Genomic DNA, 23599 nt, shown 5'->3' on the forward strand with positions numbered 1-23599 from the left:
ATTTCCTGGCTCAAGCGGCATGAAATTAGTTCAGCGTTCGTTGCGTTGCCCAGGGTTTGGTGGCGCATCTAGCTGTTCACGTAGAGGCTGTACAACTCGGGCGATCGCCTCCTGGACAAACGCTTTAACAAATTCGTCACGCTGGTTGAGCTGGAACTGCTGTTGCACCACTTCTGTGATGCCGCCGTCTCCCCAATCCTGATTCCGTCGAAAATATTCAATAAAACTTTTACCAGCGATCCGGGTGAGATAAGCGGCTGTCACTCCCTGCACTGCCCTACCAACCAGAAATGTGCCGACGTTGGTTTGCATGGCGATCGAGAATAGTTCGATCGCGCCGCGCACTACGCCTAAACTAACCAGGGTCTTTGCGAGTGAAATGGCTAATTCCTTGCCCCGCTCAATGTTTAACTCACATCCATACACTCGACCAATTTCAACCACCATTTGGGCATTGATTGCGGCTGTAGCGAGCAGATCGATGACGGGTAACGGGGTGACTGAAATGAGACCTGCCCCAATCCACTGGAACCGTTCTACTACTTTCTCAGCCTGCTGCCGCCGTTGGGCATCAATGATGTGGCGTGCCTCTTCGCCTAACTGTTGCGATTGCAGCAAAATGTTGTCTGCAACCAGGTCATTCCCTTCTGAGCGCAACACGGCTGCCATCCGCCGTAGTAATGGCAAAATCTCTGGCTCAGGTTGCAACCGTGAACCGTCTTCAAGCGTTACAGCCTGAGGATTTGCAGCGATCGCAATGATGTCGGCAGGTTCCATCAAGGACTGCACACGCTGGCGCAAACTCATCAAAATGGCGTTCTGGTCGCTCTCCGTGTACAGATCGGTTTTGTTCAATACTAGAAGCGATCGTTTGCCAATCTCTAACAGTTGCCGCAGAGCAATGTATTCTGACTTGCGTAAGTCGTTGTCAATGACAAAGAGCAGTAGGTCGGCGGCAGCGGCCAATTGACGAGCTTGCTGTTCCCGCTCTGTGCCAACGACTCCAGCCTCTAAAATACCGGGGGTATCCGTCATCCAGATTTCTCGTTCTAACCCGTTTAAGCGCAAGCGATAGGTGTTGCCCATAGTGGTGGTTCCCATTGGTGCACCAACCTGCCCAACAATCCGTCCGGCTACAGCATTCACTAAAGACGTTTTGCCAGCGGAACCGGTCCCAAATACAACAATCCGCAATTCTCGGCGAGTCAGGCTCTCTTCAATTTCATGCGATCGCTCCAAAAGAGCCTGTCTGGCAACGTCATCTTGAATTTGAGCCACCTGTTGCCGAATGGCTCGTAGAGTCTCTTCTGCCGCATCTGCTCGCTGCGTTGGTACGGTTGGTCGCGGTGGTTGCTTCTGTTTGGGGCGCAGAAACAAGATTGCATAATAAAGCAGCGCTCCCAGCAAACAGAGGAGCAGGGCAATGATGACAAATAAAAGCAGTTGACCGAGTAAGGGCGATATCCAGTAAGCGCTCGTATAAAGCCGTATCACTGAATCGATCAGCCAAAGCAGTAGCCCTAAGCCTAGGACAATACTGACAATTACTGCCAGAAGACGCGATCGCGACATGAGCTACACTACGCTAGTTGGTTGAATGACTTACCAACCTTATTTTCAGAAAAGCTGGAAGTACCCGTCGAGCAATGACTCCTATTGTATTCTGCTCCTGTCTGGATGAACTGACGAGGATGTTGTCGTAAAACAGGCTAACAGCAGAATCAAGAGGATCTGCCCCCTCTAAGCTTGAACGTTAGCCCAACCGAGCTGAATGACGTTATTCGAGTCCAGCTTACTCAACCTGGAGCGATTGATGCATCGGACTGTCCCACGGTTGACTGAACAGGTTTTACCCGTCGCAATAGTTTGCAATATAGTGTATTCTAAACAACACAACCTCTGATCGTAAAAGGATAAACGACTTGAAATCAGCTTGATGACGAGTGGGTCAACACCAAGATACGAACCGATCGCCAGAAGTATTTCAAGCCGTTTATGCATATTTTGATGCAACACAAAACCACATCAGCCGCTCATCGTCGGCTGAGATTATCCAAGTAGTTGCATCGTTCGTCTAAATTGGTTAAGCGTTCAACATGGTGTCTCTAGTTGCGAGCAAAGTTGTCGTCGCTTCGACGATTGCTCTCGCGTGGCTTAGCCTTGTTGACTCTAATTTCTCTTCCAAGCCATTCAGCACCATCAAGCTCAGAAATTGCATTATCTTCAGTTGATTCATCCTCCAGTTCTACGAATGCAAAACCGCGCTTTCGTCCTGTTTCTCGATCGGTAGGCAGGCTAATACGACTGACCTTACCGTACTCAGAGAATACCTCTTTAATATCTTCTTCAGTGGCCTGAAAAGATAGGTTGCCAATATAGATAGTCACGATCTTCTCCAAACCAATCGACCTATTTGAGGCAGATCGGAGAACTGGTGAGACCTGCTAGAGCAATGCTCTCACGTCCAGTTACCTAACTCTGCTTGGCAGAGATCATATCCGATCTTCAGCCAAATGGCAGTAGCATGTCAGCAAAACCTATCCATCGTTTGTTAATTTTATTTAATTAACGATTAAAACCAGATCGGGAATGGGTTACTGGACTACTTGTCCCATATAATCTCCCCAGAGCCGAGCTGCATCAGCACTGCTGCCTGAGGTTGGGGCATTGTCGTCATTACCAAACCAAACCCCGGTTACAACACTAGTGCGGGGAATGTACCCCACAAACCATAGATCTGTGTTGTCATTGTTTGTTCCCGTTTTACCCGCTTCCCCAACTCCCAGGTAGGCATTGCGTCCAGTGCCGCTTTGAATCACCCCTTGCAGCATATTGGTCATTGTATTCGCCACTGGGGCGGGCAACACAGCTACATTTGCTTCTGCATCAGTGCTGTAGTCGTAAATCACGCGACATGTGTTGGGTTCATCAACGTTTGTGCAATCACTGCTATCCAAAATACGACTGATAGTGTGAGGCCGGTTTCGTGCCCCCTGGTTTGCCAGTACGCCGTAGGCACCTGTGAGTTCTAGTAGCGTGACTTCACTCTGTCCTAAAACTAACCCTGGTACGGGATTCAACTCAGAATCAATTCCCATCCGTCGAGCCGTGCGTACGACGGCATCGAGTCCGATCTCTTGCGCCACTCGAAGTGAGATTACATTTTCGGATAACGCCAATCCCCGATACATATCCATACTGCCTGCCCCGGAACGGCAGCCTGCAAAGGATTGTCCTCCCCAGCTTAATGGCGCACAGGAGTAGGAACGACCGGGAGAAATTCCTTGCTCGATCGCAGCCGTGTAGGCGAATACTTTAAAGGTTGAGCCGGGCTGTCTCAACGCTTGAGTTGCGCGGTTAAACTGGCTTTCCTGATAACTGGCTCCGCCCACCATTGCCAGGACACCGCCTGTACTTGCGTCCAGGGTGACGACGGCTCCTTGAGAAAACCCGGCTGCTGCACCGCTGTTGGCGATCGCGTTCTGCAATGACGCTTCTGCTTGGGTTTGCAGGCGAGGATCTAAGCTGCTTTCAACAATAAAGTTGCCTTCTTGCGCCAGTTGCTCCCCCAACAATTCTTCTAGCTCCGCAAAGATCTGGCTGTAAAAATAGGGGGCGATCGTACTTTCTAGCTCTTCAATGGCATCTGGGTTAATTTCAATCCGCGATCGTCTGGCGCGTTGAGCGTCTTCCAGGCTAACTTTCCCCTGGGCGGCCATGCGGTTAAGGATGCGATCGCGCAACTCCACCGATGCTCCATAATCCCGAATGGGGTTGAAACTGTTGGGAGCAGGCAAAATTCCAGCCAGGGTTGCTGCTTCTGAAAGCGTTAAATCTCTGGCAGATTTGCCAAAGTAGAACTGAGCCGCATCCTCAAACCCATAGTTGCCGTTCCCCAAATACACCCGGTTTAGGTAGGTGAGTAGCAAAAAGTCTTTGCTGTAGAAGGTTTCCAGTTTAAGGGCAACGATCGCCTCTCGCAGCTTTCGACCTGCTGAATCCGCTGTTCCCACATAATCTCGGAAGACATTGCGAGAGAGCTGTTGCGTGATGGTGCTGCCCCCTTCACGGATTCCACCCCCTTGAATGTTGGTCGCGAGTGCCCGCAAAATTCCAATTGGGTCAACCCCCAAATGCCAGTAGTAGCGGGAGTCTTCGGAAGCAATAACCGCGTCAGCCAGATAGGGAGAAAAATCAGCAAGTTGTCTGAGTTCAACATGCGCTCGCCCGGTTTGAGGCCGTAACTCTGTAACCCCGTCACGAGCATATACCGCTACAGGCCCCTGAACGGAGGTTGGCAAAGGACGAACGGTAAACCGTTGCCATTCAATGCCGATCCACAAAGCTGTTGCCGCTGTAACTCCGGTAAAACCATATAACCCGTACCGAGCTGCTTTGACATACCACGGTGGTGGGTAGACGTACTGAATGCGAACCGCAGCCGCCAGTTCCGGTGGCCCCAGGGTTAAAACATCGCCATGCCGTAACGGCGTATTCATCAGCCGCCGTTTGCCCCGATAAATTCCATTGGTAGAATTCTCGTCTTTCAGGACGAAAGGAGTGTTGGGACGCTGGCTGTCTCTCGTGATCGATAGATGAATTTGACTAACAATGGGATTGCGAATGACAATATCGCACGATTTAGAACTGCGACCCAGAAGATAGCGTTCACCCAGCAATGGGTACACTTCCGCCTTTTCAGACTCGGAATCTTGAACCCAAAGTTCTGCTACTCTGGCATTCGGCTTGAGCGCCAATTTGGAGAAATTGACCTTAGCCTGTACCGTTTGCACAGCCTGGGTAATGGCACCCATTAGCGTCTTCGGTGCATTCGGGGGTGGGGTGGGAGGTTGGTTTGAGGGCGGAGGTGAAGTCATGCACAGTTAGCAGGAACTATACAAGGTAAGGAAACAAACTAGCTTACTTAGGTTCCAGATTCAGTTCAGTTATGGACTATTCTACTCGCTGTCCTGAGTATTCGGTTTCGGACGATCGCTGCCTGTTTGGGATTAAACCACCAGTGTAGAGCCTGGTGCGTTCGGTGCATTGGGTGCGTCCGAAGAATTTGGGGAATTTGGGTACGAACTGTCCCTTCTACAACAAATTGGAAGTCCTTGAAATAAACTCAGACAGATTGCCTGTATTTTTTGCCGCAGGGGATGTCATGCCCCTGAGGTGTTGGGCTACCAGTTAGACTTCTAAAACATCCTCTCAAGCGAGCATAGCAGCTTACTGGTACAACACTCTAGTTTGGGTGCTTTTTTTAGCAGATGCGGCATTTGAATTACCTTGTCAAACTAACAACTGCAATTCATCTTTCTAGGATAGCCACCACAGGCGTGATTAAAATCACTTCAGTTTCAGAGATATTACAGACATTTCAATATTGAAAATTTACCTTGAATTCTGTGCAAAAGCAGCGCAATCATCTTCTATTCAGCGGTGTTTGCCACAAAGAAAGTTAGGGAATGCTGTGTACAGTGGATGGCTTTTTCAGCACTAAAGTAGATGGCTAATACAGCTTATGCGAGGAAAGGGGTTGTGATGCTTGGCCCTGATAGTAGATTATTTTGCCGTGTTGATAATACACCAGATTCAGAAAAAGAACAGCAGCGACTGTTAACCCTGACGACCTTAGCGTTGCTGGAAGCAGAAAGCGTACCTGTATTTGAAGAAGCGACACAAACTGCCGCTCATTTCCTCGATGCGCCAATTTGTGTGCTGGGTTTAGTCGATCGCGATCGCCAATGGTTTAAAGCAGCCGTTGGTTTGTCGAGAATCGGGCTGATGAACGATCTGGCTTCCTCTCGTCAGCTTCCCAGACATGAGTCATTTTGCACGCATGTGGTCGATAGCCATCAAGTCCTAGCAATTGATGATGCGGTCGTTCATCCAGCCTTTGCAGATAGTTTGCTGGTACAGCGCTACGGTATCCGTGCCTATCTTGGTGTGCCTCTAATTGCATCAAACGGTCACTGTATCGGCACGTTAGCCATTATGGAGCTGAAACCCCGACATTTTAGCGATCGGGATATTGAGTTTCTAGAATTAACAGCTCGGTGGAGCATGAGCGAGTTTGAGCGAAACCATTTAATCAAACAACAACTAAGCCCTCAACTACATCATTACAATCCAGCATCAACACCAACCGTTTATGGAACAGAATCCAATTCCAACGCTTTAGTAGTCAACTCAACTAAGGTAGATTTGATTTCACAAATGACCCAGGAGTTACGGACTCCACTCACATCAATTTTGGGCATGGCAAGTGTTCTTAGTCGTGAGATTTATGGTCCACTTACTGATAAGCAAAAGGAATATATGGATATTGTTTGCAATAGCGGACAATACCTGCTTTCTTTAGTCAATGAAATCCTGGAATTAGGCTTATTAGATGATAGCAACCGCCATTTAAACCTGAGTCCTGTTGATGTTGAAATGTTATGTCAGCAGGCTCTAAGTGCCGTAGGCCAAGCGGCTCAGCGACGGGAGCAACAAATTCGCTTAACGGTAGAACCGGGACCTCGTATCTGGCTACTGGATAAAGACAAGGTGCGTCAACTGCTATATCACCTTGTTTTCAGTGTGATTCAATCAGCCAGCACCGACAGCATTATTCGAGTTCACGTTTCTCGGCGGCGGCAGCAGCTCAATATCACCCTTTGGCCTTCTCATCCGTGGTTAGGAGACGGGTTGCCGCAAACTGCACTTTGCTCCAGCCATTTGCTGACTTCCATGCCCCCATCCCATGCTGATACCGCAGAGGTTGGGCACCGCTGGTTTGACGAATCGGATAGCGATGCTTCAGAAGCGGTTTCAGGCTTGAGTCAGGCAGTCGCTGCTGAAGTTGCAGAGGCATCGCTCGAAGAGAACTCTGAAAGCTCTCGTCAGTGCTTGGGGTTAATGTTGAGTCGTCAATTGGCAGAAATGCACAGTGGACGAATTACAATTCAAGGCTCTATAGAGTCAGGATATCGTTATGTGATTACTTTGCCTCAAATGACTGGAAACGGGGATGACTGATCGGCATTGGTTCGCCAGGGGAACTGGAACGATATCACTGATGCCATTTTTACTGTTTCCGCTGCATTAACATCAGTGACGGATTCGTTGCGATCGCGAACTCGAAGATCAGTCTGTTTCATTGAAGTCCTGGCGTTTCTATCATCAAGATTGGCTCTGGCTTGGTATCAGAATGACATTGCAGACTGTAGTGACGTTGCGAATCGCTGGTTTAAGCTGGTTTGAATAGTTTTAACTAGCGTGGAGCCGTTTGGCTTGGAGCGATTCCAGAATTCTTATAGCCGTCGCCGTGGTGAACCTACGGTGAAGCTAGTAACAGGCTGAGGAGCGGTTTTGTGCCATGCTAGCTTTCAATCTGTTGCTCAACGACATCCGCTATGGCTCAACCGTCTAACGACCTTCTGCTTCGACGTTGCCGCCTGCTGCATCCAACCGCATCAATTACGGACGTAGATATTGCCATTGCAGACGGCAGAATTGTTGCGATCGCCCCTCAACTGGATTGCACTGCACCACTCGAACTGGATATTCAGGGGCAACTGGTTAGCCCACCGTTTGTGGAATCCCATGTTCACCTCGATTCTGCTTTAACAGCAGGAGAACCGCGCTGGAATCAGAGCGGTACCTTGTTTGAAGGGATTGAAATTTGGCGCGATCGCAAACAAACCCTCACCTTAGACGATGTTAAGGAACGGGCGATCGCCACCCTCAAGCAGCAGGCCATGCAAGGCGTGCTGTTTGTTCGCAGCCATGCTGATGTTAGCGAGAAGAACTTGATTGCGTTGCAGGGGTTGCTGGAGGTGCGAGAGCAGGTCAAAGACTGGATGACGCTGCAAGTAGTTGCTTTTCCGCAAGATGGACTGTACGGCGGCCCTCAAAATGCAGAGTTAATGGAGGAGGCGCTGAAGCTAGGGGCAGATGCCGTGGGTGGTATTCCTCACTACGAGCTAACGCGGGAAGATGGGGTGCGATCGGTGCATCGCATTTTTGAACTGGCTGAGAAGTACGATCGCCTCATTGATGTTCACTGTGATGAGATTGATGATGATCAGTCTCGCTTTTTGGAAGTCGTGATGGCCTGCGCTATCCGCAGCGGTATGGGAACAGAAGTCACTGCTAGCCACACCACTGCTTTTGGCTCTTACAACAATGCCTATGCGTTTAAGCTGCTGGGACTTTTGCAGCGCACCCAGGTCAATTTTGTTTCTAATCCGCTGATCAACATCACGCTGCAAGGGCGAACCGATACTTATCCTAAGCGACGCGGTGTGACGCGGGTCAAAGAACTGTGGCAGCAGGGGCAAAACGTGAGTTTGGGGCACGATTGCATCCAAGACCCGTGGTATTCGCTGGGTACAGGCAACATGCTGGATGTGGCAACGATGGCTGTGCATGTTTGCCAGATGACGGGAATGAGCGAGATGAATGCCTGCTACAACATGGTGACGTGGAACGGTGCCAAAACATTACAGATTGACGATTGCTATGGAATTGAGGTGGGCAAGCCTGCTAACTTGATTGTGCTGGATGCGATCGATCCATATGATGCCATTCGGCGACGGGCAACCGTTCGCTATGTGATTTCACGCGGTAAACTGATTGCACAGACAGACTCTCCAACATCGCACTGGAAAGCCGATACTTCAGTCGTTACAGGGTGACATGCATCGCTAATGCCACAAGTAACGGTAGGCAGAAGGTTTATCCCCAGTTTGTAAGTGCGACTGCGAGTGGGTTGGAATCGGGGTGAGAGAGTTGGCGGCGCTCGTCAATCCGGCTGGCTTCATCCAGACAATTGTGGTTCCCAGGCAAAGGATTATGAGAGCGATGCCGTTCCTGGCTTGAGTCTCTCTCAGGTGAGAGTTGCTTCTCATGCCAATAGCCGAACCTAAATGGACGGACATTACCTCAATTTGAGGATTAAAGACTCGTTTACACTTCGTTACGATAGAAGATGTCAGCGACAACAACTGAATAATTCAAAAGCCTTCAACAGAGGTCGTTTATATGAACAGCAACTTACGAGTTGGAAACCTATTTGGTATTCCATTTTTTATTAATCCGTCCTGGTTTTTAGTGCTGGGTCTGGTGACCTGGAGCTATGGCAGCGGCATCGCCACTGAGTTTCCTTACCTGGGCGGTGTTACTCCCTGGGTATTGGGACTGGCCACGGCGTTACTGCTATTCGCTTCAGTTCTGGCTCACGAACTGGGACACAGCTTTGTGGCTTTGCGGCAAGGCATTGCAGTGAACTCAATTACGTTGTTTATTTTTGGTGGACTTGCCAGCCTGGGAGAAGAATCCAAGACTCCGGGCGAGTCTTTTCGGGTGGCGATCGCTGGTCCTCTCGTAAGCTTTGTCTTGTTCGGAGTATTTAGCGCGATTAACCTGTTTGCTGGTTTATCTGGCCCGATCGCTGGGATCGTTGGGCTGTTGGCCTATATCAACCTGGCATTGGGTGTCTTCAATTTGCTGCCCGGTTTGCCGCTGGATGGTGGCAACGTGCTCAAGGCGATCGTTTGGAAGATCACTGGCAAGCCCTATCGCGGTGTTGCGTTTGCCAGCCGTGCTGGCCAGGTTTTAGGTTGGATTGCTGTAGTAATGGGTGTCTTAGCCGTACTTGGCATTAGCAACATTGGCAGCATCTGGACATTGCTAATCGGCTGGTTCTTGCTGCAAAACGCGGGTCGGTACGGTCAATCTGCTGCGATCCAAGAGAAACTGAGTGGGCTAACCGCCGCAGATGCCATTAGCCCTAATAGTCCAATCGTGTCTGCTGACAGTTCACTACGAGAATTTGCTAACAACCACATCATTGGTAACTCGGCTAACTGGCGCAAATATTTGGTTACAGACGAAGCCGGACAACTGATGGGCGAAATTGCGGTTGATGCCCTCAAAACCATTCCAACCAACGACTGGTGGGATGTGAAAGTGCGTGACCTGATGCAACCCACCGAGGCGCTAGAAACGGTGCCATCTGATGAACCGTTGCTGGAAGTGGTTGGTTTGTTCGAGAAAAAGCAAATTCCAGCCCTGGCTGTGATTCGTGAGAACGGCGTTCTGGTGGGATTGTTGGAACAAGCGTCTATTATCAAGCTGTTGCAAAAGCGAATGGAATCTAAACCCGCATAGCGATCGCTCTTCTTTAGTCTGTTCCTTACTTTTAAACTCCCTCAATCGGTTGGGGGAGTTTTTTATAGTGATATGCAAAGCCCTATGAGGTAATGGTGTGTCTACCTACGATGCAATATATACCGTTGTGCGCCAAATCCCCTATGGACAAGTGGCAACCTACGGACAAGTAGCCGAGTTAGCAAATTTGTATGGGCAAGCGCGTTTGGTGGGTTATGCTCTGTTCCGGGTACAATCAACCGATATTCCCTGGCATCGGGTGATTAACGCCAAAGGAGAGATTTCGTATTCGTCATTTCGTGACGGAGGGGATGATTTACAGCGATCGCTGCTAGAAGAAGAGGGCATTCGTTTTAGTTCTACTGGCAGAATCGACCTGAACGAGCATCGATGGCGGCCTGATCCATGTGCTGTTTTGACATCACTCCAGGCCGAGGATAGCTGTTCCACTCAAACGCCTTGACGATTTGCAAGTGTTTAACTTGCTTGTTCAACCTGCTTAAAGAGTCGGCCAGCCATGAGTGGCTGCAACCAAAACCAAACATTACATAATTCACCCTGAAACCTTGTCTGAGCGTGCTACACTTGCTGCAACTTTTACCACCTGTTTTACTCATATTCGACACATTCGACTGTCGGGCTAGTGCATGATGACTCATCAAACCAACCGACCATATTCATCCGCAACGTTGCTGTCGTGGTTAGCAAGAAACCGTTTCACTCCTCAAGGCGTGATTGGTTTCATCTCCCTGGTCATGACAACCGGAAGTTGGATAGCTACGCCAGCCTATGCAGGCACAACTGGCGATCGCCTTTTGCTGGCACAACAAGTGATTGATGGGCTACCGCCTCCGCCCCCGTTAATCTTCGAGCAACCCGCACAGCAGCCCGTTCAACCGTTGAATTCTCCTCCGGCTGGAACGCCGTTAGTGCCCCGGGTTGACACGCCTGCTCAGGCATCCCCTCAACAGCGTTATTTGGTCTATGTCAATGGAGACAGTCCGCTATTACTGGCGCAGGTGCGTAAAGTAGAGTCGGGAGCATTTCTACAAACCTATCAAGAGCGGCAGGTAATTCAGGCGGGTCTGTTTAGCGAGCAGACTAGCGCTGAACGTCAGGCGGCTACACTGGCCTCGCAGGGCATTGTGGCAGAGGTTATTCCGATTTCGGGCAGCGAACTGACCGCAGCCAGCGGGCAATCTGCGCCGCAAACGGTTAATATCGCCACACCGTCCCCCGATCTCATTCCGGTGACACAGGTACCGAGAGAAATTGAGTTTGGGCAGCCCGCTCAAATTAGTCAGGCTGGCACGCAACCGTTTGAATCGGCTGCCCTGCCCGATAATTCCTACTACGTCGCTATTCCAGAGCGGGCGAGCAATATTGAATCGGTCAGCAATCAAGTGCGGCGGCTTGGTGGTGGCCTGGGGATTGGTCAAGTGACGAACGAACGGAGCGCGCCACGCGGCACCCATGTGTTGGTAGGGCCGTTTACGAGCCGGGGGACAGCCGCTCGCTGGAGCCGATACTTCCGCGATTTTGGATTAGATGCCAGGGTTTACTATAGACGGTAAGAGAAATGGAACCATCCTATGGATAGTGGCAAATTGCCCTTGTCGAAAGAGAGGTTTCTGACTCAGCCCTCCGCATTGAGGATCGAATCTTGGTTGCACCGGAGACGCGATCGGAACGATTGCAACAGGTTGTTGTAACGGCCCAGCAGATGGGCGATATTGAATCTCGCATCTTTGCCGCTGGAATGCCTGTTGCAGCCCTGATGGAAAAGGTGGGTGGACAACTAGCCCAACGAATTCAGGCGCTTTATCCCAACGCTCGAACGAAACGAATTGGCTGTTTAGTGGGGCCAGGGCACAATGGTGGTGATGCGCTGGTGGTTGCCCGCGAACTGCATAGCCAGGGGTATGACGTTACGATTTACCGACCGTTTGGCAAGCTCAAAGACCTGACGGCCCAACACGCACAGTATGCCGAACGGTTAGGGATTCCCCACTGTGAGCAGGTTGAGCCGCTGGCCGATTGCGATGTGTTGGTTGATGGCCTATTTGGGTTTGGCTTGACGCGATCGCTTGATGGAACGATTGCAACGATCGTCGATCAAATCAACCAGTGGTCTACTCCGGTCATCAGTATTGACGTGCCGTCGGGGCTGCATACCGACAGTGGCGCAGCGCTGGGTACTGCCATTCGTGCCACGCGGACGCTGTGCCTGGGGTTGTGGAAACTGGCGTTTATGCAAGATCAGGCTCTGGAGTACACTGGAGCCTCGGAACTAATTGATTTTGGCATTCCGCTGGCCGACATTGAGGCCGTGCTGGGTGCCTCCCCCCCACTGCAACGAATTACCCGCCAGACGGCGATCGCCCCGTTATCTATTCCCCGTCCGTCTTCGACCTACAAATACAAGCAAGGCCACCTGCTGCTAATTGCGGGTTCCCGGCAATATATGGGAGCTGCTCTGTTAACTGCACTTTCCGCCAGAGCCAGTGGAGTTGGCATGTTGTCGGTGGCTGTTCCAGAATCGGCCAGGTCGGTGCTGATGGCTCAGGTGCCAGAAGGGTTGACGATTGGCTGCCCCGAAGATGAAACGGGAGCGATCGCCCGCTTGCCCCAGGAGGTAGACCTGAGCAAATATAGTGCGATCGCCTGTGGCCCAGGGCTGACACGCAACGCTGAACCTGTCGTTCAGCAAGTGTTAGAGAACGATGCTCCTCTGGTTTTGGATGCCGATGGGCTGAATATTGTGGCACAACGGGGTACCGTTGCGACGCTGTCAAAACGCGCCGCTCCTACGGTACTCACGCCCCATTTGGGTGAGTTCAAACGGCTGTTTCCCGACTTCGCCAAGCAAGACGATCGCATCAGCGGTTTACAAGCAGCGGCACAGCAGAGTAAAGCGGTGGTGCTGTTGAAAGGGGCACGAACGGCGATCGCCAATTCAGATCACGTCTGGTTTAATCCAGAAAGTACACCCGCACTCGCGCGAGGCGGCAGTGGCGACGTGCTGACCGGGTTGATAGGCGGGCTGCTGGCTCAAGCCGTTCTTGCTGGTGTCTCTCCTGAGGCCATTGTTCAAAGTGCCGCCTGGTGGCACGCTCAGGCAGGAATTTTGGCCGCGCAAGAACGCACCGAGTTGGGGGTAGATGCCTATACGTTGACCCACTATTTGATTCCAACACTGCAACAGCACGCTGAAGCCATTAAACGTTTGTGAGCAAATAAAGATGGTTGACACTTCATGCGAAGACTGAATTGAAGACGAATTTGAATGAGAATGGGAGTTGGAGCGATCGCGCTACCCACCATCGTGAACAAGTAACGCTAATATGCATACATCCAATTCAACACTGGTTCAGGTGATGCACTCCCTCCATTTGTGCTGACTTGAATTAAGCTCTGGGAATCTTAAAATAAGTAATCCCTTAGATGCATCAATTAATAGTTGTGCAGCAGGTTTAAATGATTTCTAGCTCCAGGCTCACCTTTTCAAACGGTTTTACCGCTCAAGCAAAACAAATTCAGCATCAGGATGAGCTTGTCACCACGCTGAACGATTTTGGGCTGCATCAGCCGCGTCCTGTACTGGTCATTATTGGTGGAGCAAGCCAGGTAAGTGAGGCCGATTTAGCACGGTTACAGTCTCTATTTGTTGATGTGCTGGCTCCATTGGCCGAAGAGCTAGGAATCTTTGTGATTGATGGTGGTACTGATGCAGGAGTGATGCGATTAATGGGGGATGCCCGGTCTATTACAGGAGGCCGATTTCCGCTGATTGGCGTTGCTCCGGTTGGGCGGGTGAGTATGCCCAATCGGCCTATCTTAGATGCAGAAACAACCCCACTGGAGCCGAACCACACTCACTTCATGTTGGTTCCTGGCTCGAACTGGGGAGACGAATCGCCCTGGCTCGCTCAAATTGCCAGCCTATTGGCAGATGGTGCCCCTTCGGTGACGGTACTGGTCAATGGTGGGGCGATTGCCCTAATTGATGTCCAGGAAAACGTAAAAGCAGGTCGTCCTATTGTGGTCATTAAAGGCAGTGGGCGTTTAGCCGACGAGATTGCAATGGCGGTTCGCCAGGTTGAGCCAGAGGTTCGAGAACCCGTGTCTGTTGTGTTAAGAGATGGGCAGATATCATTGTTCGATCTCTCTGAACCCACTACCAACTTAGAAGACTTGCTGAGACAAAAACTATCGGGTTAGGTATCTCATGGTTGCAGAAGCCCCAGAGTCCTCTCAGGCCACTAATTTAGGGAACCTTAATCAACAACTGCTAGAAGAGGCATGGCATCGCTACAGAATTTACGATCGCACGGCCAATGAGTCTCAACTACGGTTTACCTTTCTTCGCCGAACCATTTTGATTTTGGGAGTAACAGCGACATTCCTGGCCGTTTCCCATTCGTTTATTTTTGGCTCAGTGTTGCCCTTCCAAAATGAAGCCGATGTGCAGAATTATTCCCCCTGGGTAATGGCGTTGTATTACTTTTTGCGGGGTGCTGTGATCATCATGCCGATCGTGGTGAGCATTTTACTGGCTGGAGCGGTCAAGTTTGATCGCGGCGTTAATTGGATTCTGCTACGGGGCAGTGCCGAAGCCGTTAAGCGAGAACTCTATCGCTATCGCGCGAATGTAGGCATTTATAGAGGTGATCTGCGTGACAGCAACCTATCTGCTGAACTGCGAACCATTGGCGAACGGTTGATGAAGACTCAGGTGAACCGGGCTGCACTCAAACCCAGGGGGGGCGATCCTGAGCCGGAAATTTTCTCTCGATTAGATGCGGATAGCTACTTAAACGCTCGATTGATGGATCAGTTGAAGTGGTATCGCCGCAAAACCGCAGTCCTCGACCGGCAGTGGCAACTCTGGCAATGGCTGGTTTACCTGTTTGGCGGCATTGGCACTTTTCTGGCTGCAATTGGATTAGAAGTCTGGGTGGCGGTCAGTAATTCCGTTGCTGCTGCTTTCGCGAGCTATCTAGAGTTTCGGCAACTTGGCGCAACGTTAACGGCCTACAACCAGGCGGCCAGTAACCTGGAAAATATTCTCTGCTGGTGGCACTCGCTTTCCTCCGACGCACGATCCAGCTTCGAGAATTTTGAAAAACTGGTCGAGAATACAGAAGCCGTGATTCAGGCTGAATCGACTGGATGGGTGCAAGAGATGCGGGATGCCCTGGCCGGACTTTACAAAGAGCCAGAATCGCAGGAGAAGGACAGTCAGACGCAAGACGAGCAATCAGACGACACCCGAGCGCCAGACAATGCGGGGCATGGGCGATCGCTGCCCTCTCAAGAACCCACAAATGAGTCAGATGATGCGGTCAAACCTGTTCCACGGGTGTAGAAGTCTATAACTGTACGGATCTTTAGAGATATCGATAAATACACTATCCGCATCAGGGGCGATCGCCAAGCCTCACTTTGTAGTTAGCAGAGAAAAAGTTGTATTTTGAAACAAAGTCGATCTCAGGGCTGAGGACAGCAGTATGGCTGACGTGTTCATCTCCTATTCCCGCCGTGATAAGGAGTTTGTCCATATGCTGCATGAAGCATTGCGTCGAAGCAATCACGATACCTGGATTGACTGGCAAGATATCCTGCCGAGTACCGAATGGTGGAAAGAAATTGAGGCTGGAATTGAGGCATCCAACACCTTTATTTTTGTTATTAGTCCAGATTCAGTTAGCTCGAAGGTTTGTAACCAGGAGATTGACTGCGCTGTCGCTAACCACAAACGGCTGTTGGCAGTAGTACACCGTGATGTTGACGGGCTAACTATTCACCCGGCTTTGTCGAAACACAACTGGCTCTTCTTTCGAGAAACGGATGAATTTAATCCTGCTTTTCAGTCGTTGATTCAAGCGATCGACACCGATTTGGAGCATGTCCGTTCCCATACTCGCCTGCTGGTCAAAGCAAAGGAATGGGATAACAAAGGCCGCAACGACAGTTTTTTGCTGCGAGGCGATGATTTAAAAGACGCAGAACAATGGCTCAAACAGAATGACACCAACGTTCCTGTACCCATTGAATTGCACAAAAACTATATCAGTAAGAGTCGTGAAGCTGAAAATGGCAGCCGCCGCGCCAAACGACTGGTTGCCATTGGGGCTGGAGCTATGAGTATTATGCTGGCGATCGCTGCTTTAGCAGTCGTTTGGGCTAGACAAGACATTCAAGCTCAAAATCAAGCAGCACAGGCCGCCGCCCAACGAGCAGACCAGGCAGAACAGCGCGAAAAAGAGGCATTAGCAGAGGCGGAAAGCGCAGAACGGCTAGCGGCTAATGCTGCATCAGAAGCCGTTGCTGTCGTGGAGACTTTAAACCAGGCTAGACGTGAATTGGAACAGACCCAACAAAGTCTGCAAACTGAGCAAGAACAGGTACAAAACGCAAAGCGGGAGCTAGCCACTATTACGGCAGAACTCGCTCAAAGTAAAGCAGCACTGGCAGAGGCGCAGCAGGCGTTGGCGGTTGCTGCACGCAGCGTACAGGCTGGTGATTCTAGACTGGAGATTCTGCAAAGAACGCAAGCAGACTTAGACCGATCGCAGGGACGAGTGCTAGCCCTGCGGGAAGAACTGAGGCAATGTCAATCTCAAGCAGCAGCAGCAGACTGAATGAACTAGCCTGGCGTATCGGTATCAATGTATTCGCGCCAGCGGCTAATTTTGCCGTCCTCAAAGTCAACCACGATCGCATCCTCCGCATGAGTGTGCGTGCCTGTCGCTGCTTCGACATCTTGCCAGGTCCACTCTACAACGGCCTGATCGCCATCAATGATGATGCGTTGAATGGCGATCGTGACATCTGTATAGCCAGGGGCAAAGTCGGCAATCACCGCTCGAATTGCGTCTTGCCCCTGCCAGCGTTTTCCCGGAACCACGAATTCTCCATCCGGCGTGAACAGGTCTGCAAAGGCATCGGCATTACCATTCATCCAGGCCATTTGAGCCTGGGCGATCGCCGCTCGAATCTGATCCGGTTCGGTCATATTTGTGTCCTGAAACGCGATACCCAACGTGGGTTGTAGAGAGGCGATGAGCGATCGCCCAGGCCAAATAGAGTAGGTTAAGCCTGGTAGAGGATTCACTTCAATTGCTACGCCTGCCGCCAGCGTCAACAGCAACAGAACCGCAACCAGGCTCCTCTGCACCATCGTATCTATCGAGCCGCAGAGCCGCGATAGATGCGATCTTGTTGCTCAGGCGAGAGCGGAGTGGTTGGAATGCGGCGATTGCCGGGAACAACTAACTCCTCGGAACGGTGATAAGTCTGAGCGGTTGCCTCCTGAGAGCGATGTTTGTGCGAATTTGCAACCTCATGAACGATGACCTCTTCTATCTCCTCGTCATCGGCATCTTTGATCAGGGCATCACATGCTGGAAACATATTGGTCAAGCTTTCATCCTTAGCAAGCTCAGGCAGTTGGCTCTGGGGCAGCATGTAGGAATGGCTGACTGGATCGTATGCAAACACTTCGCCTGTCTCGATCATGTAGACCCAGGCATAGAGGTGCAATTGCTTTCGGTAAATTTTGGAATGAACGACCGGATAGGTGCGTAGATTCTCGATCTGTGTCAACACATTTTCGGCAACTGCCACTTCTAGCAATTCCTCACCGCTGTAGGTGCCGTAGTTGTCTTTCACCAGGCGACGGGTAGATTCTGCATACTTCAACCAGTCGTGTACGAGCGGCATCTCATCCTCTAGCTTCTCTAGCTTGAGCAGCCCTTTGATGGCTCCGCAATGGGAGTGCCCGCAGACAATGATGTGTTGAATGTCTAGCGCGTGAACGGCATATTCAATCGTTGCCCCTTCTCCGCCGTTGGTTGCGCCGTAGGGAGGAATGATGTTGCCCGCATTGCGAATGACAAACAACTCGCCCAGTCCAGCCTGAGTAATCAAGTTGGGGTCAATTCGCGAATCAGAGCAGGTAATAAACAAGACTCGTGGCCGTTGCGCGTGAGATAGTTCCTCAAACAGAGCTTGATGAGTCGCAAAGTAGCTGGTTTTGAACTCGCGCAGACCTTTTAGCAGTTTTTTCATAAAGCACACAATCCCCAAAACTAGGGCACTCTTGATTCTCGCTCGAACTGTTTCCCGTAATCACAAGATTATCAATTTGTTAACACCTATGGTGATTAGAATCTGGTGATTAGAATCCGGGCGTATCCCTACCCGGCGTTTACACTTCGGGTAATACTTCACTGGTCAGTCGGGCGGGTTGAGGTGGTGAAATCGGCGGTGGGTTGGGCTGAAGCCAGTGATCTGAAATGCTTTTGATGGAACTGGCGATCGGCACCGCAACCACGACTCCCAAGGCTCCACCAATTCTGGCACCAATGAGCAGCGACAAAATGATCCAAATCGGATTTAAGCCAATCAGTTCTCCCAAAATTCGCGGAGCCAGCCCCTGGTCAATAATTTGGTCGATCAGGATGGCGATCGCCAGTACCAGCAAGCCTAGCCAGATATTTTGTAGACCTACCAGTAAACTCACCAGGGTTACGCCAACAATGTCGCCAAAGGGAATAAAGACCATTGCTCCAATGCCGACCCCAAACACCAGAAAGAACGGCACCTTTAATAGAAAAAAGGCGATCGTTAGTGCCGTTGCTTCCAGTGCGGCAATGGTTGCTTGCCCAATGAAATAGTTTTCGAAGTTGGTTTGCAGCGCTTGCCGAACCTGAAGCGCCAGTTCGTTAGGCAACCAGCGGGCAATGCCATTCCAAAAACTTTCGCCATGCAGCAGCAAATAGAAGGCCAGAACGGTCGTTAGAATTACGCCTAAGAGGCTGTCGATCGCACCCAACACAAAGGCCAAAATTTCATCGGGCAGGGTTTCAAACTCTTCTGGCAGCAAACTGGCAAATTGGGTGACTAGGCTGGTCAGATTGACTGGAATTCTGCGGAAGGTCAGCCAATTTTGTAGGGCTTGAACTTGCTGATTGCCAGAGTCGATCCATTGCGGCAGTAATTTTGCTAGTTCCGTCAACTGCTCCACCAGGGCTGGCAGCAGCAGCAATCCAATCAGGATCAAAACAACCAGTGCCCCCAGAAAAACCAATCCAGTTGCGTGTCCCCGGCTCATGCCGCGATTTTGCAGCAGAGTGACCGGGTAGTCCAGAATGAAGGCGAGCAGGGTTGCCACCGCAAACACGCTCACCACAGGCCAAAAGTATTGTAGGAACTGAAGGAACAACCAACCGTTTAGAAAGATCAGCGGCAAGGCCAACCCCAGAATCAGCCACCGTGGCAGTAGCGTTTCTAATTTAGTCATTGTCTTTAATGCCATGTTTCTCTGAGTAAAACCATTGCTATAAACCAGTACGAATGCAGGTTTGGCAAGATGAACCAGCTATTCTGCCAGCCAAAATCAGCCAAAATCAAACAGCAACCAAACACCACCCAGGGCAACAAGAACACCCACAATGGCTCGTATGCTGACGCGATCGCCCAACCAAATCGCAACGGGAAGGACAAACAGCGGACTGGTGGCACTCAGGGATTGAGCAATCCCGGTGGCGGCATATTTAAGCGCCGTTTGCTGAAGCCAGATGGCAAGATACGTGCTGAAAAACGACGCTCCGATCAAGATGCTGACCATTCGCACCGACTGCAACGGTTGAAACCACTGCCAGGATTGCCGCCTCACTCCAATCCACAGTCCTAACATCACTACTCCCGCTATCAGCCGCGCCAGCGTACTCCACAGTGGGCTGACCTCTGTAGTGGCTAATGCCGCTCGAGACATCACCGCTCCACTGGCTTGCCCCAGGGCCGCAAGCAGCCCAAAGCTAATCCCCCGGAGTGGACGGCTCGTTCCCTTCAAGGTTTCGGGTGTGCGTTCAACCACCACCCAAACCACTCCGGCGATAGTCAGCCCAATTCCCATCCAGGCGCTTACGCTTAACTGCTCTCCTAAAAAGACCAGCGCCAGCAGTGCTGCCAGCGGTGGAGACAACGCCTCCAATAACAGCGATCGCCGTGCCCCTAAACAATTCAACGACTCAAAGAAAGCCGTATCCCCTACGCCAATCCCGATTGCACCGCTGAGTAATAGCAGGGCTAGCGAACCCGTGGGCATAACTGGAGCGCCATCTCCCCTTATCAGTACGGTAATGAAGATTAAGGCGATCGCAATCCCACTTTTGGCGAAGTTCAATATCAGGGGAGGAATGCGTTTGCCAATGCCGATGTAAATAAATGAGGCCATCGCCCAAATGAAGGCAGCACCCAGGGCGGCGAATTCGCCTCTAAAGTCAAGGATGAGTGTGTTCACGATCAGAAGACGTTAAATACCAGATGACATGAAACGATACGTGGGGGCTTGGCACTGCCAAACGCCTACAGCAGGAGGGCGTTAGCGACCGCTCTGCAATTGTTCCAGCAATTCTGCTGTTTGGCTGGGTTTCACCAAGGTATTGGCGCACAAAATGCCGGACGCTGCCACCGCTGGAACGCCAATTCCTGGCATGGTGCTGTCTCCCACCCGATACAACCCGGAAATGGGGGTTTGGCAACCGGGAAACATCCCGTCTGTGGCGGCGATCGCCGGGCCATAGGTGCCCTGGTGTCGTCGCAAATAATGGGCGTGGGTGAGGGGGGTGCCAATCAGGTTTAAAACTAGACGCGATCGCAGATCGGGAATTACCCGTTCCAAGGCTCGATACAACGGTTCAGCACGCTCTCGCTTCTGCCTGTCGTAAGGTTCGTCTCGCTGCCAACCGTCGTAGGGTTCCAGCGTATAGGCGTGAATCACATGATGTCCTGCTGGGGCAAGCGAACGATCCCACACCGAGGGAATCGAGATCATACAGGTATTGCCAGGAACAGTGATGTCCTGTGCCGCATCGTGAACTACGACGTGATGCCCGGTTAGCTGCTCCAGCCCATCCGCACGAATGCCCAAATGCAGGTGCATAAAACTGTCTATGGCTGGGGTTTTAAGAGCAGCCTGACGATAGGCAGCAGGCAAATCCTGTGGGCTTAACAGGCGGGTGTATGTGTCCCAAATCGTGGCATTGGAGATGACAACAGGTGCGGTTAGTCGTTCAGCGTTGCGGAGCATAACTCCAGTCGCCTTGCCGTTTTCTACTACAACTTTGTCAACATGAGCCTTCAGCCGCAGCGTGCCGCCCCATTTCGTTAATCCTCGAACTAGCGCTTGCACGATCGCGCCACTGCCGCCAACGGGGTAATCAATCACAGAGTGCGATCGCTCGCCAAACATGAACGCAACTTCCGGTGCAATGGTGCCGTGAGCCTTCAACCCAGACAGCAAAAAACACTCCAGGTCAACCAGACGACGCACCCACGGATCGCGTACTTCTTGATCGAGCAAGTCTCCAACTGAGCCTTGAACCGAAACCAGTTGGGGCAGCAGCTTTAGCAACGCCAGCGGATAGCGGCTCAGTAACGTGAGAACCACATTCAAATCAGCCCGCAGTGCCAGCGTTGGAATCTGCCGCATTGCTTCGTAGAGTTGCAAAAACCGCTGTTCCAACCGGGCAAACTCTTGGGCACCCTGGGGCGTAACGTCTGCTACGGCAGCTCGATAGCAGTCGGCGTTGCCGTAGACCGGGAATGTGCCTTCGGGAAAGTGATAATGCCCCAGCGGATCGTAGGGAATGGCATCTACTGCTTCGCCCAATACATCCAGCACCTGCCGGAGCGGATTCAAAGACTGGCGATCGCTCAATCCACAATAAAATGATGGCCCTGAATCAAAGTGAAAGCCCTGGCGCGAGAAGCTGTGGGCTGCCCCACCTGGAATGGAATGGCTTTCGCACACAATGACCTGTTGCCCGTACCGAGCCAGCAGGGCAGCCGCTACCAATCCACCAATGCCGCTACCAATTACAATTACATCTGCGTCCTGCATTCAGCCTGCCAAAGCGTTTGTCGATTTCACCCTTGCGATTGTAACGAGATTGACGCGCGATCGCGCCCCACGGGAGCAACGAACAGCGTGGAGCGATAGCCGCGCAATACTGCTTCGATGCGTGCCTGAATCAGGGATGGATAGACCCGTCGGGTAAGGTTGCTCCCGCCAAATTGGCGTTCTCTAAATTGGCACAGCCTCCGACGTTTAGATCGAGCGTTGCGCCCTGCTCGTTCGTCTGCAAATCCAACCCCAGAATTGTGTTGCTGTTGTCTGATGGAATTGGCGTGGGGCTGGCCTCTACGGAGAGGCTGACGTTGGTGCTGTCGGGCTGCGATCGCAGATTAAACCGAATGGCAGTACACCCCACATCCGCCTGCTTCAAGTTGGCTGCCTCTAAATTGCTGGACTGCAAATTTGCGTTGGCTAACTTCACTCGTTCAAGATTGGCCTGCCTCAAGTTTGCGCCTTCTAAATTCACGCCTCGCAGGTCAAGCCCTTCTAAATTTGCGCCTTGCAAGTTACATCCTACACATTGCTTGGTTTGCAGCAGTTGCCTTACCCGTCCCTGCTTCAAAAAAATTGGAGTGTAGATAACGGCGGCTATTCCAAAGGTAATTAATACTGTGGCGATCGCTAATTTTTTTACTGCCATGACTGTTAGCAGGAGCCTAACTATTCAGATGTGAATCAGATGTGAATGGGAAAAGCTCCGCCCATCGGTTTGAATCTAACTTAATGTTAACTATTTTTTATGCGATTGGAAATTAAGTTTCTCTGCAATGCGTTGCAAAACAAGCTCTATTAGCCCATTTCACTGTTAGTTATTAGGTCGTTATTAGGGGCTTTGTGGCTCAATTTGTTAACAGATATCTCCTTGTTTATAGATTTGTCACCAGGCTGCGTTGCCAAACCAAATGTTTTATTTACTGGAAATATAAGTGACAGCAGAAGTCATATTACGCAGCTCAGACATCCTAACTGACTTGTGCCCACTAGTCATGCTTCTGTGTCACACAGGAGGGAATTATGGTTTGGAATCAACATCAATATTCAGTAGCAACCTTTAGCGATCGACAGTCGGCAGAAGAAGCGCTCCGCAATTTAAGAAAAGCGGGATTTCAGCAAGCGTGGCTCTCTGCCGATTTTTATGACCTGGAACCCACGGTCACTACCTTTGACGCTTATTTAGACGACGACTCAGACACACCCGCCTGTGGCTCGGTCATTGGCTCGTTGCTCGGTGCTGCCGGGGGGTGTGTGGCAGGGCTGGCATTACTCCTTGCGCCAGAAGTGTCTATTCCGCTTGCCGTTGGAGCCTGGGGGTCTACGTTACTGACGACCATTACAGGTGCCGGAATTGGAGCTGTAAGCGGTAGCCTGATTGAGGCCATGAGCTGTCAGTCTCAGAAAGACGATCGCCCCTGCCACTATCGACTCATGCTGGACGGCGATTATGATGAGGTTTTGCGGGCGAACTCTTGCCTGAAGCACTCCCACTCATCAATTTAGTAGGCTCGGGCAGACATC

At 51.1% G+C, this 23599-nt stretch carries 19 protein-coding genes; 10 read left to right on the forward strand and 9 right to left on the reverse strand.

Annotation, left to right across the window (positions count from 1 at the left end; genetic code table 11):
- Positions 1 to 30: 30 nt before the first annotated feature.
- From IQ268_RS03260 to IQ268_RS03270, 3 genes are all read right to left on the reverse strand, one after another.
- A complete protein-coding gene (locus IQ268_RS03260; RefSeq protein ID WP_193875528.1) occupies positions 31 to 1572 on the reverse strand; it encodes a YcjF family protein in 1542 nt (513 codons plus the stop codon).
- 533 nt (positions 1573 to 2105) lie between these two features.
- Positions 2106 to 2387, reverse strand: a complete 282-nt coding sequence (locus IQ268_RS03265) for an RNA-binding protein (RefSeq protein ID WP_193875530.1) — start codon at positions 2385 to 2387, stop codon at positions 2106 to 2108.
- 207 nt (positions 2388 to 2594) lie between these two features.
- Positions 2595 to 4877: a transglycosylase domain-containing protein gene (locus tag IQ268_RS03270; protein ID WP_193875532.1), complete on the reverse strand. Its 2283-nt coding sequence runs from the start codon at positions 4875 to 4877 to the stop codon at positions 2595 to 2597.
- A gap of 631 nt (positions 4878 to 5508) precedes the next feature.
- On the opposite strand from IQ268_RS03270, the gene IQ268_RS03275 reads away from it, so the two are divergent.
- The 9 genes from IQ268_RS03275 to IQ268_RS03320 all read left to right on the forward strand — a co-directional run bounded on the left by IQ268_RS03275 (position 5509) and on the right by IQ268_RS03320 (position 16802).
- Positions 5509 to 7023, forward strand: a complete 1515-nt coding sequence (locus IQ268_RS03275; RefSeq protein WP_228035051.1) for a GAF domain-containing sensor histidine kinase — start codon at positions 5509 to 5511, stop codon at positions 7021 to 7023.
- Between the two features lie 377 nt (positions 7024 to 7400).
- Positions 7401 to 8684: a cytosine deaminase gene (gene codA / locus IQ268_RS03280; protein ID WP_193875534.1), complete on the forward strand. Its 1284-nt coding sequence runs from the start codon at positions 7401 to 7403 to the stop codon at positions 8682 to 8684.
- Between the two features lie 346 nt (positions 8685 to 9030).
- Complete coding sequence (locus IQ268_RS03290) at positions 9031 to 10158, forward strand: site-2 protease family protein (RefSeq protein ID WP_193875538.1); 1128 nt, start codon at positions 9031 to 9033, stop codon at positions 10156 to 10158.
- A 97-nt stretch (positions 10159 to 10255) separates the two neighbouring features.
- Complete coding sequence (locus IQ268_RS03295) at positions 10256 to 10621, forward strand: MGMT family protein (protein ID WP_193875540.1); 366 nt, start codon at positions 10256 to 10258, stop codon at positions 10619 to 10621.
- Positions 10622 to 10805: 184 nt separating this feature from the next.
- A complete protein-coding gene (locus IQ268_RS03300; RefSeq protein ID WP_193875542.1) occupies positions 10806 to 11732 on the forward strand; it encodes a hypothetical protein in 927 nt (308 codons plus the stop codon).
- Between the two features lie 89 nt (positions 11733 to 11821).
- A complete protein-coding gene (locus tag IQ268_RS03305) occupies positions 11822 to 13390 on the forward strand; it encodes an NAD(P)H-hydrate dehydratase (protein WP_193875544.1) in 1569 nt (522 codons plus the stop codon).
- Between the two features lie 245 nt (positions 13391 to 13635).
- Positions 13636 to 14379 (forward strand): hypothetical protein, encoded by a 744-nt coding sequence (locus IQ268_RS03310; protein ID WP_193875546.1) that lies wholly within the window; start codon positions 13636 to 13638, stop codon positions 14377 to 14379.
- Between the two features lie 7 nt (positions 14380 to 14386).
- Positions 14387 to 15526, forward strand: coding sequence for a DUF4231 domain-containing protein (locus IQ268_RS03315; RefSeq protein ID WP_193875548.1), 1140 nt, complete (start codon positions 14387 to 14389; stop codon positions 15524 to 15526).
- A 142-nt stretch (positions 15527 to 15668) separates the two neighbouring features.
- On the forward strand, positions 15669 to 16802 hold the full coding sequence (locus IQ268_RS03320; protein ID WP_193875550.1) for a toll/interleukin-1 receptor domain-containing protein: 1134 nt from the start codon (positions 15669 to 15671) through the stop codon (positions 16800 to 16802).
- A 5-nt stretch (positions 16803 to 16807) separates the two neighbouring features.
- Here the strand turns inward: IQ268_RS03320 and IQ268_RS03325 are convergent, their stop codons facing one another.
- From IQ268_RS03325 to IQ268_RS03350, 6 genes are all read right to left on the reverse strand, one after another.
- Positions 16808 to 17341: a nuclear transport factor 2 family protein gene (locus IQ268_RS03325; protein WP_228035052.1), complete on the reverse strand. Its 534-nt coding sequence runs from the start codon at positions 17339 to 17341 to the stop codon at positions 16808 to 16810.
- A 5-nt stretch (positions 17342 to 17346) separates the two neighbouring features.
- Positions 17347 to 18231 (reverse strand): carbonic anhydrase, encoded by an 885-nt coding sequence (locus IQ268_RS03330; protein ID WP_193875552.1) that lies wholly within the window; start codon positions 18229 to 18231, stop codon positions 17347 to 17349.
- A 139-nt stretch (positions 18232 to 18370) separates the two neighbouring features.
- Complete coding sequence (locus tag IQ268_RS03335; RefSeq protein ID WP_193875554.1) at positions 18371 to 19465, reverse strand: AI-2E family transporter; 1095 nt, start codon at positions 19463 to 19465, stop codon at positions 18371 to 18373.
- A 96-nt stretch (positions 19466 to 19561) separates the two neighbouring features.
- On the reverse strand, positions 19562 to 20467 hold the full coding sequence (locus IQ268_RS03340) for a DMT family transporter (RefSeq protein ID WP_339383477.1): 906 nt from the start codon (positions 20465 to 20467) through the stop codon (positions 19562 to 19564).
- Between the two features lie 81 nt (positions 20468 to 20548).
- Positions 20549 to 22069 (reverse strand): NAD(P)/FAD-dependent oxidoreductase, encoded by a 1521-nt coding sequence (locus IQ268_RS03345; RefSeq protein WP_193875556.1) that lies wholly within the window; start codon positions 22067 to 22069, stop codon positions 20549 to 20551.
- A 130-nt stretch (positions 22070 to 22199) separates the two neighbouring features.
- Positions 22200 to 22724 carry a pentapeptide repeat-containing protein gene (locus tag IQ268_RS03350; RefSeq protein ID WP_193875558.1) on the reverse strand — a complete coding sequence of 175 codons (525 nt, stop codon included), beginning with the start codon at positions 22722 to 22724 and terminating at the stop codon, positions 22200 to 22202.
- Between the two features lie 374 nt (positions 22725 to 23098).
- Here IQ268_RS03350 and IQ268_RS03355 point away from each other — a divergent pair, with 374 nt between their 5' ends.
- Positions 23099 to 23581 (forward strand): hypothetical protein, encoded by a 483-nt coding sequence (locus tag IQ268_RS03355; RefSeq protein ID WP_193875560.1) that lies wholly within the window; start codon positions 23099 to 23101, stop codon positions 23579 to 23581.
- Positions 23582 to 23599: the final 18 nt, after the last annotated feature.

The organism is Oculatella sp. LEGE 06141, from assembly GCF_015207605.1.
Taxonomy (GTDB): Bacteria; Cyanobacteriota; Cyanobacteriia; order Elainellales; family Elainellaceae; genus Oculatella.